This is a genomic window from Pseudomonas allii (assembly GCF_055380095.1).
Genome location: NZ_AP039450.1, coordinates 1,773,842 through 1,787,368 on the forward strand (window position 1 = coordinate 1,773,842; position 13,527 = coordinate 1,787,368).

At 59.5% G+C, this 13,527-nt stretch carries 16 protein-coding genes; 6 read left to right on the top strand and 10 right to left on the bottom strand.

Features of this window, described 5'->3' with window-relative positions:
* Nucleotides 1-140: 140 nt before the first annotated feature.
* Both rssB and rssC read left to right on the top strand, forming a co-directional pair.
* A complete protein-coding gene (rssB, locus tag ACZ445_RS08020; RefSeq protein ID WP_058424541.1) occupies nucleotides 141-1,322 on the top strand; it encodes a two-component system response regulator RssB in 1,182 nt (393 codons plus the stop codon).
* Complete coding sequence (gene rssC, locus ACZ445_RS08025) at nucleotides 1,322-1,804, top strand: anti-sigma factor antagonist RssC (RefSeq protein ID WP_058424540.1); 483 nt, start codon at nucleotides 1,322-1,324, stop codon at nucleotides 1,802-1,804. Before rssB ends, rssC begins: the two co-directional genes overlap by 1 nt.
* A 199-nt stretch (nucleotides 1,805-2,003) precedes the next feature.
* Here the strand turns inward: rssC and tal are convergent, their stop codons facing one another.
* The 4 genes from tal to ACZ445_RS08045 all read right to left on the bottom strand — a co-directional run bounded on the left by tal (nucleotide 2,004) and on the right by ACZ445_RS08045 (nucleotide 4,770).
* A complete protein-coding gene (gene tal / locus ACZ445_RS08030; protein WP_058424539.1) occupies nucleotides 2,004-2,930 on the bottom strand; it encodes a transaldolase in 927 nt (308 codons plus the stop codon).
* 254 nt (nucleotides 2,931-3,184) lie between these two features.
* The gene (dusA, locus tag ACZ445_RS08035) at nucleotides 3,185-4,171 is read right to left on the bottom strand and encodes a tRNA dihydrouridine(20/20a) synthase DusA (RefSeq protein WP_464708194.1); all 987 of its coding nucleotides are present in this window, start codon (nucleotides 4,169-4,171) and stop codon (nucleotides 3,185-3,187) included.
* An 82-nt stretch (nucleotides 4,172-4,253) separates the two neighbouring features.
* Complete coding sequence (locus tag ACZ445_RS08040; protein ID WP_310862747.1) at nucleotides 4,254-4,538, bottom strand: type II toxin-antitoxin system RelE/ParE family toxin; 285 nt, start codon at nucleotides 4,536-4,538, stop codon at nucleotides 4,254-4,256.
* Entirely contained in the window at nucleotides 4,528-4,770 is a 243-nt protein-coding gene (locus tag ACZ445_RS08045; RefSeq protein WP_310862748.1) for a CopG family ribbon-helix-helix protein, read from the bottom strand. The genes ACZ445_RS08040 and ACZ445_RS08045 overlap by 11 nt, the downstream gene beginning before the upstream one ends.
* A 370-nt stretch (nucleotides 4,771-5,140) precedes the next feature.
* Between ACZ445_RS08045 and ACZ445_RS08050 the strand changes: the two genes are divergently transcribed.
* The gene (locus tag ACZ445_RS08050; protein ID WP_464708195.1) at nucleotides 5,141-5,362 is read left to right on the top strand and encodes a hypothetical protein; all 222 of its coding nucleotides are present in this window, start codon (nucleotides 5,141-5,143) and stop codon (nucleotides 5,360-5,362) included.
* A gap of 99 nt (nucleotides 5,363-5,461) precedes the next feature.
* On the opposite strand, the gene ACZ445_RS08055 is transcribed toward ACZ445_RS08050, so the two are convergent.
* Nucleotides 5,462-6,649: an MFS transporter gene (locus ACZ445_RS08055; RefSeq protein WP_058424534.1), complete on the bottom strand. Its 1,188-nt coding sequence runs from the start codon at nucleotides 6,647-6,649 to the stop codon at nucleotides 5,462-5,464.
* A 483-nt stretch (nucleotides 6,650-7,132) separates the two neighbouring features.
* Here ACZ445_RS08055 and mqo point away from each other — a divergent pair, with 483 nt between their 5' ends.
* Nucleotides 7,133-8,779, top strand: a complete 1,647-nt coding sequence (mqo, locus tag ACZ445_RS08060; RefSeq protein WP_058424533.1) for a malate dehydrogenase (quinone) — start codon at nucleotides 7,133-7,135, stop codon at nucleotides 8,777-8,779.
* A 193-nt stretch (nucleotides 8,780-8,972) separates the two neighbouring features.
* Nucleotides 8,973-9,302, top strand: coding sequence for a YXWGXW repeat-containing protein (locus ACZ445_RS08065; protein WP_058424532.1), 330 nt, complete (start codon nucleotides 8,973-8,975; stop codon nucleotides 9,300-9,302).
* A gap of 25 nt (nucleotides 9,303-9,327) precedes the next feature.
* Here ACZ445_RS08065 and ACZ445_RS08070 read toward each other — a convergent pair whose 3' ends face one another.
* The 3 genes from ACZ445_RS08070 to ACZ445_RS08080 all read right to left on the bottom strand — a co-directional run bounded on the left by ACZ445_RS08070 (nucleotide 9,328) and on the right by ACZ445_RS08080 (nucleotide 10,422).
* Nucleotides 9,328-9,702, bottom strand: coding sequence for a hypothetical protein (locus ACZ445_RS08070; RefSeq protein WP_235594947.1), 375 nt, complete (start codon nucleotides 9,700-9,702; stop codon nucleotides 9,328-9,330).
* A 70-nt stretch (nucleotides 9,703-9,772) separates the two neighbouring features.
* Nucleotides 9,773-10,168 (bottom strand): PIN domain-containing protein, encoded by a 396-nt coding sequence (locus tag ACZ445_RS08075; RefSeq protein WP_058424531.1) that lies wholly within the window; start codon nucleotides 10,166-10,168, stop codon nucleotides 9,773-9,775.
* Nucleotides 10,165-10,422 (bottom strand): AbrB/MazE/SpoVT family DNA-binding domain-containing protein, encoded by a 258-nt coding sequence (locus ACZ445_RS08080; RefSeq protein WP_058424556.1) that lies wholly within the window; start codon nucleotides 10,420-10,422, stop codon nucleotides 10,165-10,167. The genes ACZ445_RS08075 and ACZ445_RS08080 overlap by 4 nt, the downstream gene beginning before the upstream one ends.
* 145 nt (nucleotides 10,423-10,567) lie before the next feature.
* On the opposite strand from ACZ445_RS08080, the gene ACZ445_RS08085 reads away from it, so the two are divergent.
* Nucleotides 10,568-10,960, top strand: a complete 393-nt coding sequence (locus tag ACZ445_RS08085; protein ID WP_310862749.1) for a RidA family protein — start codon at nucleotides 10,568-10,570, stop codon at nucleotides 10,958-10,960.
* A gap of 1 nt (nucleotide 10,961) precedes the next feature.
* Here the strand turns inward: ACZ445_RS08085 and ppnN are convergent, their stop codons facing one another.
* Nucleotides 10,962-12,335 carry a nucleotide 5'-monophosphate nucleosidase PpnN gene (gene ppnN, locus ACZ445_RS08090; RefSeq protein WP_025856956.1) on the bottom strand — a complete coding sequence of 458 codons (1,374 nt, stop codon included), beginning with the start codon at nucleotides 12,333-12,335 and terminating at the stop codon, nucleotides 10,962-10,964.
* 150 nt (nucleotides 12,336-12,485) lie between these two features.
* The gene (locus ACZ445_RS08095; protein ID WP_058424529.1) at nucleotides 12,486-13,310 is read right to left on the bottom strand and encodes an aspartyl/asparaginyl beta-hydroxylase domain-containing protein; all 825 of its coding nucleotides are present in this window, start codon (nucleotides 13,308-13,310) and stop codon (nucleotides 12,486-12,488) included.
* Nucleotides 13,311-13,527: the final 217 nt, after the last annotated feature.

The window sequence follows — 13,527 nt, forward strand, 5'->3', positions numbered from 1 at the left end:
GGGCACCTCTGCTTTACCTTTGTGCATGGGAAAAATCCCAATGCTTTGTAGGACAGAGAGGCTAGAAAGCGAATCCAGTACGTGAGCCCGGCCATTGTCGCGCCACCTACGCCAACCTAATTCTGGCGCCGTTTGCCCACATGCAAAAAACCAGTGCCACGCTGCTGATAATCGATGACGACGAAGTAGTGCGCGCGAGCCTCGCGGCCTATTTGGAAGACAGTGGCTTCAGCGTCCTGCAGGCCAGCAATGGCCAACAGGGTCTCCAGGTGTTCGAGCGCGACCAGCCCGACCTCGTGATCTGCGACTTGCGCATGCCTCAGATGGGCGGCCTGGAGCTGATTCGCCAGGTGACCGAGCTCGCCCCGCAGACGCCAGTGATTGTCGTATCCGGCGCTGGCGTGATGAACGATGCCGTCGAGGCGTTACGCCTGGGCGCTGCCGATTACCTGATCAAGCCCCTGGAAGACCTGGCCGTGCTGGAGCACTCAGTGCGCCGTGCGCTGGACCGGGCTCGCCTGCTGCTGGAAAACCAGCGCTACCGCGAAAAGCTCGAAACCGCCAACCGCGAACTCGAAGCCAGCCTGAATCTGCTCCAGGAAGACCAGAATGCCGGTCGCCAGGTGCAGATGAACATGCTGCCGGTCAGCCCGTGGACCATCGACGAGTTCCAGTTCGCCCACCAGATCATCCCGTCGCTGTACCTGTCGGGTGATTTTGTCGACTATTTTCGCGTCGACGAGCGGCGTGTCGCATTCTATCTGGCCGATGTGTCTGGCCACGGTGCTTCCTCGGCTTTTGTCACCGTGTTGTTGAAGTTCATGACCACACGGTTGCTGTTCGAATCCAAGCGCAATGGCACCTTGCCGGAGTTCACCCCCTCCGAGGTGCTGGGCCACATCAACCGGGGCCTGATCAGCTGCAAGCTGGGCAAGCACGTGACGATGGTCGGCGGCGTGATCGATGAAGAAACCGGTCTTTTGACCTACAGTATTGGCGGTCACCTGCCGATGCCTGTTTTATACACTCCTGACAGTGTGCGTTACCTGGAAGGGCGTGGTCTGCCGGTGGGCTTGTTCAATGAAGCCACCTACGAAGACCACATCCTGGAACTGCCGCCGACCTTCAGCCTGACGCTGATGTCCGACGGCATCCTGGACCTGCTTCCAGAGCCTACACTCAAAGAGAAAGAAGCCGCCTTGCCCCAAAAGGTCAAGTCGGCGGGCGGCAGCCTGGATGGCCTGCGGCAGGTTTTTGGATTGGCCACGCTAGGGGAGATGCCGGATGATATCGCCCTATTGGTGTTGAGCAGGAATCTTTGATGAGTACCGGAAGAATCCAATTCGCCGAGCAAGACGGGACCTTCGTCCTGAAGTTTGTCGGTGAAGTGCGCCTGACCTTGTGTTCGGCGCTGGATGCGACGATTGAGCGGATCTTCACAGCGCTGAACTTCTCGGCGATCGTGATCGATCTGACCGAAACCCGCAGCATCGATAGCACCACCTTGGGCCTGTTGGCCAAGTTGTCCATTCTGTCTCGGCAGAAGGTCGGCCTGTTGCCGACTGTCGTCACCACCCACGAAGACATCACCCGCCTGTTGCAGTCCATGGGCTTTGATCAGGTGTTCAACATCGTTGACCGCCCAATCCCATGCCCGGAATGCCTGACCGACCTGCCGTCCCAGGACCAGTCCGAAGAAATCGTGCGGGTCAAGGTGCTGGAAGCGCACAAGATCCTGATGGGCTTGAACGATTCCAACCGCGAAGCCTTCCACGACCTCGTCAACGCCCTCGAGCGCCACTGACCTCCTGGGTTGTAATGCATTCCAACTGTGGGAGGGGGCTTGCCCCCGATTGCTGAGGGTCAATCACAACATCTGTGCCTGACACACTGCTATCGGGGGCAAGCCCCCTCCCACATTGAATCTAGATAGGCTGCAGATCTGCTGAGCATAAAAAAGGGCGGCACCCGCGAGGGTGCCGCCCTTTTTGTCGCCGTCTGCCTTACAACTTGGCAGTCAGCAACGCCTCCAGCTTCTCCTGGTCCCGAGCAAACTGACGAATCCCCTCCGCCAGCTTCTCAGTCGCCATCGCATCCTCGTTGGACTCCCAACGGAACTGCGCTTCAGTCAGATGCACGCGCGCTTCACCGGCATGCCCCGGCGACAGCTTACGCTCCAGCTTGCCTTCATCCGCAGCCAGCTTCTCCAGCAGGTCCGGGCTGATGGTCAGGCGATCACAGCCGGCCAGCTCTTCGATCTGGCTCAGGTTACGAAAGCTCGCACCCATCACCACGGTCTTGTAGCCATTGGCCTTGTAGTAGTTGTAAATGCGCGTCACCGACTGCACACCCGGGTCTTCGGCACCGGTGTAGTCGTTGCCGTTGGCTTTTTTGTACCAATCATAGATACGGCCCACGAACGGCGAGATCAGGAACACCCCGGCTTCGGCACAGGCCACGGCCTGGGCGAAGGAGAACAGCAGCGTCAGGTTGGTCTGGATGCCTTCTTTTTCCAGCTTCTCCGCCGCGCGGATGCCTTCCCAGGTGGAGGCGATCTTGATCAGCACGCGGTCACGGCCAACGCCGGCTTTGTCATACAGGTCGATCAGGCGATGCGCACGCTTGAGAATCGCGTCTTCGTCGAACGACAGGCGGGCGTCCACTTCAGTGGAAATACGGCCTGGCACCACTTTGAGAATCTCTTGACCCACCGCCACCGCAAAACGGTCGCTGGCCAGGCCCACATCGCCGTTGCAGTCCTGCACGCACTCATCCAGCAACTTGGCGTAGCCTGGGATCGAAGCGGCCTTGAGCAGCAGGGAAGGGTTGGTGGTGGCGTCCTGCGGCTTGAGCTTGGCGAGGGTGGAGAAATCGCCGGTATCGGCTACAACGGTGGTGAATTGCTTGAGTTGTTCCAGCTTGGAAGTCATGGGCGTGCTCTGTCCTGTGGGTCTGATGACATTACCCGAGCACCGGCAGGCGCTCAAGGGCGCAAATGCGTTCGATCGTTTGCGAGGGCAACAACCTGAAAACGGCCGTTTGAATGCTTTGTCTTGGTGCTGAATAGGAGGCCAAAACCGCCGGCAGGTTCAACTCAATTACCGAACGACCACCACAATTCAAAGGTGGGAGGGGGCTTGCCCCCGATAGCGACAGACCAGTCTCCCCGGACCCGAACTGGCCCTCACCGCCCTTCCAGCAAAGCCCCAGCCTGATCCAGCAACGCCAACGGATCACTCGCCTTATGAATATCCACCGACAACAACTGCCTGAACTTGCGGGCCCCCGGAAAACCAGTGCCCAACCCCAGAATATGCCGAGTGATATGGTGCATCGAACCACCACTGGCCAAATGCTCCGCAATATACGGCCGCAACTGCACCAGCGCCTCAGCCCGACTGATCACCGGCGCCTCACTGCCAAACAACTGCCGATCCACCTCCGCCAGCAAATACGGATTGTGATAAGCCTCCCGCCCCAGCATCACCCCATCAAACACCTGCAAATGCTCGTGGCACTGCTCCAGCGTCTTGATCCCGCCGTTGAGAATGAACTCCAGCTCTGGGAAATCCCGCTTCAACTGCGCCGCCACGTCATAACGCAACGGCGGAATGTCACGATTCTCCTTCGGCGACAGCCCCTCCAGAATCGCAATCCGCGCATGCACGGTAAAACTGGTGCAGCCCGCGTCCTTCAAAGTCCCGACGAAATCACACAACTCGGCGTAGCTGTCCCGGCCATTGATGCCGATGCGGTGCTTCACCGTCACCGGAATCGACACCGCATCGCGCATGGCCTTCACGCAGTCCGCCACCAGTGCTGGGTGCGCCATGAGGATCGCGCCGATCATGTTGTTCTGCACTCGGTCGCTGGGGCAGCCGACGTTCAGGTTCACTTCATCGTAACCGGCGGCCTCGGCCATACGCGCGCAAGCCGCCAAATCAGCCGGAACACTACCGCCCAACTGAAGGGCCAGCGGGTACTCGGCTTCGTTGTGGCGCAGGAAACGGTCGTGGTCGCCATGGAGGATCGCGCCGGTGGTGACCATCTCGGTGTAGAGCAGCGCGTGTTTGGAGAGCAGGCGCAGGAAGAAGCGGCAGTGGCGGTCGGTCCAATCCATCATAGGGGCGACGGAGAAGCGGTGGGAGAGGGGGGCGGTTTGTAGGGGCATTGGGGATCTGAGTCAACGAGGTGAATGGCACGCAGTTTATCAGGGATGCATCTTGGCTGTCCGAGAGCTCTGTTTCATGCATTCACCACTTCGAACGTGGACGCTGCCGTGTATGGAATACGCCGAGGATTTGCAGGCGATCACCGCGTACCCGATACGGAATCAGATATGACCAATTGGGGACTGCCCATTCACGGGTGTTTTTGACCCTGCCTTCACGACCCATAGAGGGAAATTGAGCCAGTTTGTCGACGCTGGCGAAAATGGCATCGGAGAAGTCGTCAGCAGCCGTTGGATTTTCGAGAGCGATATAGTTCGCTTCGTCTTCTAGATTTTTGAGCGCTTTTTCAAGCCACTCAACCCGCATTCCGACTCCAGCGCCTAGCGCGTATGGCCGCCACTTGATCGTCGGTGGCGAATTTGCCTTGGTCGGCTTCTTTCACGGCCAACTCGATCTGAGCGGTCAGCGTTTTTTCATGCTCGATGTAGTCGCGAAGAACGTCCATCGCCAGGTAGGTCGCAGTCTGGCCGTTGCTTTTGGCCAAGTCGGCAAGAGAGTTGGACAGGTCTTCCGGCAGGTTTAGGGAGATTCCAGTCATGGCGACCTCGAAGGTGGATGGTTGTGGGCATCTTACACTGTGGATCGTTGGCTTGAATCAGCAGGTCGTCGCGAGGTGTATCCAGAAGCTACTAACCTTAATTCAGAGCATCATGGTTTTATCGATTTGGTCTAAGGGCATTCGCGGAAACCTTCCTACTCTTCTTTCGGCTTGCCCCTCAGACCACACATTGCCTAACAAATCACGCAATCCTTATATCGATCAAATCAGCGCTCCCTCCGAACGCCCAACCGGCAACCTGAACCCCTCCTGTCACCCAGCAAAGTTTCATCATTCCCGGCGCTTTTGAGGGCTACGATCCTCTTCAAGAGAGGATCGTAGCGCCTCCATTCCACAGGGAACTGAAACCATGATTTCGAACCTCGTCAAAGTCGTGATGGTTGCTGGCACATTGCTGTTGAGTGCCTGTTCGTCGGGTTCTTCCGGCTTGAGCAGCGACCCTTGTTTTTCAGGCGGGTGCCAGGCGTTTGGGGACCATAGCCCCAGCAAAGCCGCCAAGATGAATTTCGGCGGCAGTGGGCTGGGAAGTAGTTATGGGGAGTATGGGGCGGGGTTGTTGCATGATGATTGATGGGGTGGTGGGCAGTCGTGAGTGTGTTGACTGACCCACTGCCATCGGGGGCAAGCCCCCTCCCACAGTTGGATCTTCATTGGATCGGGAAGTGTGGCGTCAGTGGCCGCCCTTCATGCGGCGGGCGATGAGGTAGATGCCCAGGCCGATCAGCGCTGTAGCGGCGCCGATATAGCCGGTGCTGGTCCAGCCGTACCCGGCTGTAATCGCCATCCCGCCTAGCCACGGCCCCAGCGCGTTCGCCAGGTTGAACGCCGCGTGGTTCGACGCCGCCGCCAGGCTCGGGGCTTCGTGGGCGATGTCCATCAAGCGGATTTGCAGGGGGGCCGCCATGGCGATCATGGTGCCGACCAGGCCAATGCCCAGTAGTACGCTCCACAGCGAACTGGCGGCGATGGTGAAGAAGATCAGCACGGCCATCGACCACACCATGATCCAACCCACGGCGCGAAATTGCAGGCGGTCGAACAATTTGCCGCCGGCGATGTTGCCGATGATGCCGCCTGCCCCAAATGCGGCGAGGCCGAAGGGAATCCACTGCGGCGAGACTTTGGTCACTTCCAGCATGGTCGGCGCCAAATAGCTGAACACGCAGAACATCCCGGCAAACCCAATCGCGCCGATGGACAGGGCCATCCAAACTTGAGGCTTGGTGAAGGCGCGCAGTTCCTTGCGCGGGTCGCTGCGTTGTTCGTCATGGCGGTGCGGCACGAACTGCCAGACCAGGGCGATGGTGCACAGGGCGATCACGCTCACCAATGCAAAAGCCGAGCGCCAGCCCAGGTGTTGGCCGAGGAAGGTGGCGATGGGGTTGCCGAGCAGCATGGCCAGGGTCAGGCCCATCATCACGCGGGCCACGGCACCGGCGCGTTTGTCGTTGGGCACCATGCTCGAGGCGACTACGGCGGCGATGCCGAAGTAGGCGCCGTGGGGCAGGCCGCTGATAAAGCGGAAGGCCACCAGCGAGCCGAAGGTCGGGGTGAAGGCAGTGGCGAGGTTGCCCAGCGCATACAGGCCCATCAGCAACAGCAGCATATGTTTGCGCAGCAACTTGGCGCCGAGGATGGCCAGCAGTGGGGCGCCGACCATTACGCCGAGGGCGTAGGCGCTGATGGCGTGGCCGACTTGCGGTTCACTCAAATTCAGATTGTGGGCGATGTCGGGCATCAAGCCCATGATGGCGAATTCGCCGGTGCCGATCGCGAAGGCGCCCACGGCCATGGCCGCTTCCATTTTGGCGGCGCTGCGCGCGGGCAGCACATGCCCGGGTGTTTGCTGGATAGTCATGGGTAACTCTGGTTGGATGGAGCGCACGAAGGAGAACCGCCGATGCTACGCAAGCAGCGGCAAAGGTGTCTAGAACAGCGGTTTGCGTGAGAGTTCCAGGCCTGTGACCCCAGGTCGCGCCTGCCACCCTTGACATCGACCGGTTAAAAGCCGCGATTTAGAGCTGTCAATTGGCCAAACGGCGCATAAACGCCTTTTGCCGTGATATTCTGCGCGCCGTCCTGGTCTAGTCTCTCCTGGGTACGTACATCCGTATACGTCCCAGCGGTTGGCTGTCGCCCAGGTAGCTGAAGCCAATAATGATAAAAAGTCAGCGCAGAAGGGACATAAACAGTGAGGTCGATACGTCGGCCTTGTGTGCCCACCCTGCGGCCCTCTCGTGAATGTGCAAACCCCGCGGTGCGTTGCCTGGCGCAGCGTAATGGAGGGTTGCCCATGATCAGGGGCAGTAGGGCGGATGGCGTTTTATCATAGGTGCTACTGATGTTTAAAAAAGTAAACACTGCCCTGCTGGGGCTGGCTTTGTCGCTGGGGATCAGCTCCGTTCACGCGGAAGAGGCAAAGAAAGTCGATGTGCTGCTGATTGGCGGCGGCATCATGAGTGCAACCCTGGGTGTCTGGCTCAACGAGCTGGAGCCGGGCTGGTCGATGGAGATGGTCGAGCGCCTGGATGGCGTGGCCGAAGAAAGCTCCAACGGCTGGAACAACGCCGGTACCGGTCACTCGGCCCTGGCTGAGCTGAACTACACCCCGGAAGACAAGAACGGCAACGTTGAGATCCCGAAAGCGGTCGAGATCAACGAAGCGTTCCAGATTTCCCGTCAGTTCTGGTCCTGGCAGGTCCGCCAGGGTGTGCTGAAGGACCCGCGTTCGTTCATCAACACCACACCGCACATGAGCTTTGTGTGGGGCGATGACAACATCAAGTTCCTGAAAAAACGCTACGAAGCCCTGAAGGCCAGCCCGCTGTTCGCTGGCATGCAGTACTCCGAAGACCCGGCGCAGATCGCCAAGTGGGTTCCGCTGATGATGGAAGGGCGTGACCCGAACCAGAAAATCGCGGCCACCTGGAGCCCGCTGGGTACCGACATGAACTTCGGCGAGATCACCCGCCAGTTCGTCGCTCACTTGCAAACCACGCCTAAGTTCGACCTGAAACTGTCGAGCGAAGTACAGGACATCACCAAGAACGCTGACGGCTCGTGGCGTGTGAGCTACAAAAACCTGAAAGACGGCACCAAGACCGAAACCGACGCCAAGTTCGTGTTCATCGGCGCCGGCGGCGGTGCACTGCACCTGCTGCAGAAGTCGGGCATTCCTGAAGCCAAGGAATACGCTGGCTTCCCGGTAGGCGGCTCGTTCCTGGTGACCGATAACCCAACCGTTGCCGAGCAACACCTGGCCAAGGCCTACGGCAAGGCTTCGGTTGGCGCGCCACCGATGTCGGTTCCGCACCTGGACACCCGCGTGCTGGATGGCAAGCGCGTGATCCTGTTTGGCCCATTCGCGACCTTCTCGACCAAGTTCCTGAAAGAAGGCTCGTACCTGGACCTGCTGACCAGCACCACCACCCACAACATCTGGCCAATGACCAAAGTCGGTATTCGTGAATACCCACTGGTCGAGTACCTCGCTGGCCAACTGATGCTGTCCGATGACGACCGCTTCAAGGCGCTGCAAGAGTACTTCCCGAACGCCAAGCAATCTGACTGGCGCCTGTGGCAAGCCGGTCAGCGCGTGCAGATCATCAAGCGTGACGAGGAGCAAGGCGGCGTCCTGAAACTCGGCACCGAAGTGGTCAGCTCCGCCGACAACACCATCGCGGGCCTGTTGGGTGCATCGCCAGGCGCGTCCACTGCGGCTCCGATCATGCTGACCGTGCTGCAGAAAGTGTTCAAGGACAAGGTGGCGACTCCTGAGTGGCAGGCCAAACTGCACCAGATCGTACCGAGCTACGGCACCAAGCTGAACGACAGCCCGGAAGCGGTTGCCAAGGAATGGGCCTACACCGCCGAAGTCCTGCAACTGCCTACACCGCCTGTGATTCCGCAAGTGGCTGCACCCAAGGCTACCGAGGCTGCCAAACCTGCGGCTGAGCCGAGCAAGCCGGCGTCTGATCTGGCGCTGTAAGCCAGGCTGATGCGCAAAAGCCCGCTGAACCGGTAACGGTCAGCGGGCTTTTTCATGGCCGTGAGAACAGTTCAGCAACCTGACAGACGCCACCTGTTAAAAATACTCCAGGGCCAAGCAGGAGCGAGGCTGCAACAAGGGGGCATTTTTTACCAGTGTCAATGTTGGGCGCACGCGCCCGAGGGTTTTTTGTATGTGGCTACGTTATGCAGCATTGGCGGCCATGGTCGTCGCGGCATCCGGATGTGTGCAAGAGCGCGTCGTGCACGAGCGCAGGCCGGTGCAACGTGAGTATGTGGAAGTCATCGCGCCACAACCGCCGCCGGTGCAGGTGATCGAAGTCGAACCGCCCGTGCGCTACGGCTACGTCTGGTCGCGCGGTTACTGGCGCTGGGACGGCGGGCGTTATGTGGCTGTACATGGCCACTGGGAGCCGGTACGCGAAGGCTATCGCTATGTGCATCCGCATTGGGTGCAACGTAATGATGGGTATCACTGGCAAGGCGGTGGCTGGGTTCGCTGAGCCCTGGTTTCATCGGCAACTGGCGTTAAATCGGCTTCTGGGTGCCCAGGAGCCGAACCTCCCGCAGTAACGCTGCGCCGAGTTGATCGCTGCCCAGTTCCCGGTAGCCCACGGCCTTGATCTCGCCGTTCTCCTCCGCCTGGATGAGGATCACCGGGGTTTCCTTGCCGGTGGTTTCGTCGACATGCATTGCGTATTGGGGAATATCCAGCTTGATCGGCGTCCCCGCCGCCTGGCCTTTCACATTGATCAGGAAGGCAGCGCAGCCGTTATCCACATCCGCACTGGTGGCGGAGCGGCCACTGACGAAGCAGGTCTTTGGCAGATCGGGCCAGGAGATGGTGTCGGCCAGGGCGAGAGTGGGGGCCATGGCCAGGGCGGCGAGTAGAAGCGTGCGCACGTCGGTCTTTCTCTCGATCAAGGTGAAAACGGTTTGTACCAAAGCCCGCCCGCGGCCGCAACGCCAGGGTTCAGGCCAGCCGCTTCATGCCCGTGGTCTTGATCGCGTTGAGGTCGAAGGTTGCCGTGTATTCGCAACCGGCGGCGTGGGCGCAGCGCTCGATCAGGCAGTCTGCAAAGTCAGCCTTGTTCGCCACAAACTTGCGCAGCGCCTGCCAGATGATCTCCCCGTGCTCTACGGTCAATTCGCGGGTGCGCAGCAGCGTCTCCAGCACTATCACCACATCACTTTTGGCCGACTGGTAGCAGCTTTGCAATACCCACACCAACTCCACAATGGAGACCAGGCTGATAAAGCCCGGCGAGGCGGTGGTCAGTGATTCGATCAGCTCGGATGCCTTGGCGGATTGAACGGGATCATCCTGGGTGACGTAGCGCACCAGCACATTGGTATCCAGCCCGATCATCCGGCTTTGGCCCCCTGCGCTGCGATGGCTTGGTTCATCTCTTCGATGGAGATGGTCCTGGCGGGCGTGCGGATCAACCCTTTGAGGTCATGCACCGTTTTGCTTGCGGCAATGATGGAAAACTGCCCATCTTCCATTTCTACGAATTCAACCCGATCACCTGTTTCCAGGCCGAGGGCGGTCCTGACCTGGACAGGAATGGTGATTTGACCTTTTGACGTCAGTGTAGCGATAGCCATGTTGTAGATCTCCATCTTGATATTCCTTACCTTAGTGTAAGGAATGACAGAGGACAATATCCGTTGGTCCATAGGGTGCTCATCTGGTGTGGGTTAGTTGGAACAGGTAAAACACTAGTCCGAACTGTCCACGCCCGCTGGGCTTAAAGAGATACAAACCATGACCGACCGCCGCCTCATCATCCCTTCCTCCATGCACCCCATTGTCGAGCGCGCCGGCTACGTGCCTGCGGTCAAGGTTGGCAAGACGTTGTACTGCGCCGGGCAGGTCGGGCGTACGGCTGGATTGGCAGTGATCGAGGACCCCGAGGCGCAATTCGTCGCGGCCTGGGACAATCTGCGGCAGGTGCTGGAAGAGGGCGGTTGCACGTTCGAGGATGTGGTGGACATGACCACTTATCATGTGGACATGCGCCAGCACATGGCGGTTTTCCGTGAAGTGAAAAACCGTCTGTTTCCACGTGGGCATTGCGCCTGGACCACAATCGGGGTGTCCGAACTGGCGCACCCCGGCCTGCTGGTGGAAATCAAGTGTGTGGCGGTACAGCGCTAGCTTATTGCACCACGCGGTAGCACGGCACGTACGCCGCGCCGCCCGGCAACTTCATGCGGTGCTGGGCGACGAAGGCCTGTAGCAACTCGTCCAGCGGTTTCATGATGGCCGGGTCGCCGTGGATCTCATACGGGCCGTTCTGCTCGATCAGGCGGATGCCCTTGTCCTTCACATTACCCGCCACGATCCCCGAGAACGCACGGCGCAGGTTGGCGGCGAGTTCATGGGGCGGCAGGGCGTGGCTCAATTGCAGGCTGGCCATGTTCTCGTGGGTGGGGTCGAACGGGCGCTGGAAGCCTTCGTCGATCTTCAACAACCAGTTGAAATGAAACGCGTCGTTGCGCTCGCGGCGGAACTGCTTCACCGCCTTGAGGCCGGCAGTCATCTGGCGTGCCACTTCCGCCGGGTCATCAATGATGATCTGGTAGTGCGCCTGGGCCGCTTCGCCCAAGGTGGCGCCGACGAAGGCATGCAGTTGTTGCAGGTACGGCGCGGCGTGTTTCGGCCCGGTGAGGATGACCGGGAACGGCAGGTCACGGTTGTCCGGGTGCATCAGGATGCCCAGCAGGTACAGGAACTCCTCTGCTGTACCGGCACCGCCCGGGAAGATGATGATGCCGTGGCCGACGCGCACGAAGGCTTCCAGGCGTTTCTCGATGTCCGGCAAAATCACCAGCTCGTTGACGATGGGGTTCGGCGCCTCGGCCGCGATGATGCCCGGCTCGGTGAGGCCCAGGTAGCGCCCGCCGGTAATCCGCTGCTTGGCGTGGGAAATGGTCGCGCCTTTCATCGGACCTTTCATCACGCCAGGGCCGCAACCGGTGCACACGTCAAGGCTGCGCAGGCCCAGCTCGTGGCCGACCTTCTTGGTGTATTTGTATTCTTCGGTATTGATCGAGTGCCCGCCCCAGCACACCACGATCTTCGGTTCGACACCCGGGCGCAGCGTGCGCGCGTTGCGCAGCAGGTGGAACACATAGTCGGTGATGCCCTGGGAGTTGCTCAGGTCGATACGCTGGCTGTCCAGCTCGTTCTCGGTGTAGACGATGTCGCGCAGGGCGCTGAACAGCATCTCGCGGGTGCTGGCGATCATTTCGCCATCGACGAAGGCGTCGGCCGGAGCATTCAGCAGTTCAAGGCGCACACCGCGGTCCTGCTGGTGGATGCGTACTTCAAAATCCTTGTAGGCGTCGAGGATGGTCTTGGCGTTGTCGATATGCGCGCCGGTGTTGAGGATCGCCAGGGCGCATTGGCGGAACAGGGTGTAGATGCTGCCGGTGCCGGCTTCGCTCAGTTGCTGGACTTCACGTTGAGACAGGGTTTCGAGGCTGCCCTTGGGGCTGACGGAGGCATTGATGACTTGACGTTGGGGCATTCTGATTCCTTGAAAGCGCAGCCACCGCACCTGCAAGGGGCCGCGATGGCTTGAGAATGATGGGCGCCGAATTCGGTCGCACGAGACGGTTATTTACCTCAGGCGCAAGGCCGAGCGCAAATACCGTCCAGCACCATCATGCCGCAGAACTCACTGAATCAGCTTCCAGTTTTTGTAGAAAACCCGACGCAGGGTAAAGGCCATCCCGGCAAACCCAGCGATTACGGCATTGAGCACCCGGGGGATCGGCGTGGGCCGCACGATATCGATAAACAGGCAGTAACGCTTGGCGTCGTTTTTGTTGAAAGACGCGTGCATCAAGGTGTCATCGAAGATAAACAGCGGGTCGTCGTGCCAGTAGTGTTTGTGCTGGCCCACCTGGATGTAGACGCCCTCGTGATGCGGTGCCGGGGCCATGTTGTAGAGCACGCGGAACATCATGCGCAGCGGGCCGAAGTGGAAGGAGGTCGAGCGGTTTTCATTGAACACCGACACACCGATGGTCTTCACGAACGGCAGTTTCTCGCGCAGCTTCGGAATGTCCAGGGTGGTCTCGATGGGCTGGCCGTACCACTGGAAGAACAACATGCCGCGTTTCTTCTCGGCCATGCGCTCATCCAGGTAACCGATGATTTCGTCCTTGTGGGCCATGGCATCGTTGATCACCTGTTGCAGGTCTTCACGCCAGGCGGGTGGCAGGTCGGCCATGGTGTAGACGTGGTGGTTAGGCGAACTCAACAGGTCGAACAGGGTGTTGAACGGGGCCAGCAGCCAGGTGTTGCGGCCACTGCCGATAAAATACTTTTTGATCGTCGTGCGGTCGTACAGCCCATTGCGCAAAAAGTCATAGACCCCACACACCAGCACCAGGCCCAGGAACACCAGGGTGGTGACCGGGAAGCAATAAATAACCAGCAGCACGCCGATGACCCAGGCGGCCGAGACTATTTTCTTGCGGATGACACTCGCACTCATGAAGCTCAACTCCAGCGGGGGAAGGTGCACGAGTTCCAGCCCTCAGGGCATCGCTAGATGTGAAGGCGTGAAACATTATGAAACAATCTCCTTATGATAGGGCTTTCCCCCGCCGCCAGGCGTTTTAAATATTGCGAAATTGTGAAGGCTTTACACAGTTTTTAACCCCGGCGGCGCTGTGTGGATTGGATTTTGTAAACGGAAGATTTGCGACTAT

Bases quoted from the DNA above. Each gene is read 5' to 3' on its own strand.
- rssB (WP_058424541.1), top strand. From the start codon at position 141: ATGCAAAAAACCAGTGCCACGCTGCTGATAATCGATGACGACGAAGTA.
- rssC (WP_058424540.1), top strand. From the start codon at position 1,322: ATGAGTACCGGAAGAATCCAATTCGCCGAGCAAGACGGGACCTTCGTC.
- tal (WP_058424539.1), bottom strand. From the start codon at position 2,930: ATGACTTCCAAGCTGGAACAACTCAAGCAATTCACCACCGTTGTAGCC.
- dusA (WP_464708194.1), bottom strand. From the start codon at position 4,171: ATGCCCCTACAAACCGCCCCCCTCTCCCACCGCTTCTCCGTCGCCCCT.
- ACZ445_RS08040 (WP_310862747.1), bottom strand. From the start codon at position 4,538: ATGCGGGTTGAGTGGCTTGAAAAAGCGCTCAAAAATCTAGAAGACGAA.
- ACZ445_RS08045 (WP_310862748.1), bottom strand. From the start codon at position 4,770: ATGACTGGAATCTCCCTAAACCTGCCGGAAGACCTGTCCAACTCTCTT.
- ACZ445_RS08050 (WP_464708195.1), top strand. From the start codon at position 5,141: ATGATTTCGAACCTCGTCAAAGTCGTGATGGTTGCTGGCACATTGCTG.
- ACZ445_RS08055 (WP_058424534.1), bottom strand. From the start codon at position 6,649: ATGACTATCCAGCAAACACCCGGGCATGTGCTGCCCGCGCGCAGCGCC.
- mqo (WP_058424533.1), top strand. From the start codon at position 7,133: ATGTTTAAAAAAGTAAACACTGCCCTGCTGGGGCTGGCTTTGTCGCTG.
- ACZ445_RS08065 (WP_058424532.1), top strand. From the start codon at position 8,973: ATGTGGCTACGTTATGCAGCATTGGCGGCCATGGTCGTCGCGGCATCC.
- ACZ445_RS08075 (WP_058424531.1), bottom strand. From the start codon at position 10,168: ATGATCGGGCTGGATACCAATGTGCTGGTGCGCTACGTCACCCAGGAT.
- ACZ445_RS08080 (WP_058424556.1), bottom strand. From the start codon at position 10,422: ATGGAGATCTACAACATGGCTATCGCTACACTGACGTCAAAAGGTCAA.
- ACZ445_RS08085 (WP_310862749.1), top strand. From the start codon at position 10,568: ATGACCGACCGCCGCCTCATCATCCCTTCCTCCATGCACCCCATTGTC.
- ppnN (WP_025856956.1), bottom strand. From the start codon at position 12,335: ATGCCCCAACGTCAAGTCATCAATGCCTCCGTCAGCCCCAAGGGCAGC.
- ACZ445_RS08095 (WP_058424529.1), bottom strand. From the start codon at position 13,310: ATGAGTGCGAGTGTCATCCGCAAGAAAATAGTCTCGGCCGCCTGGGTC.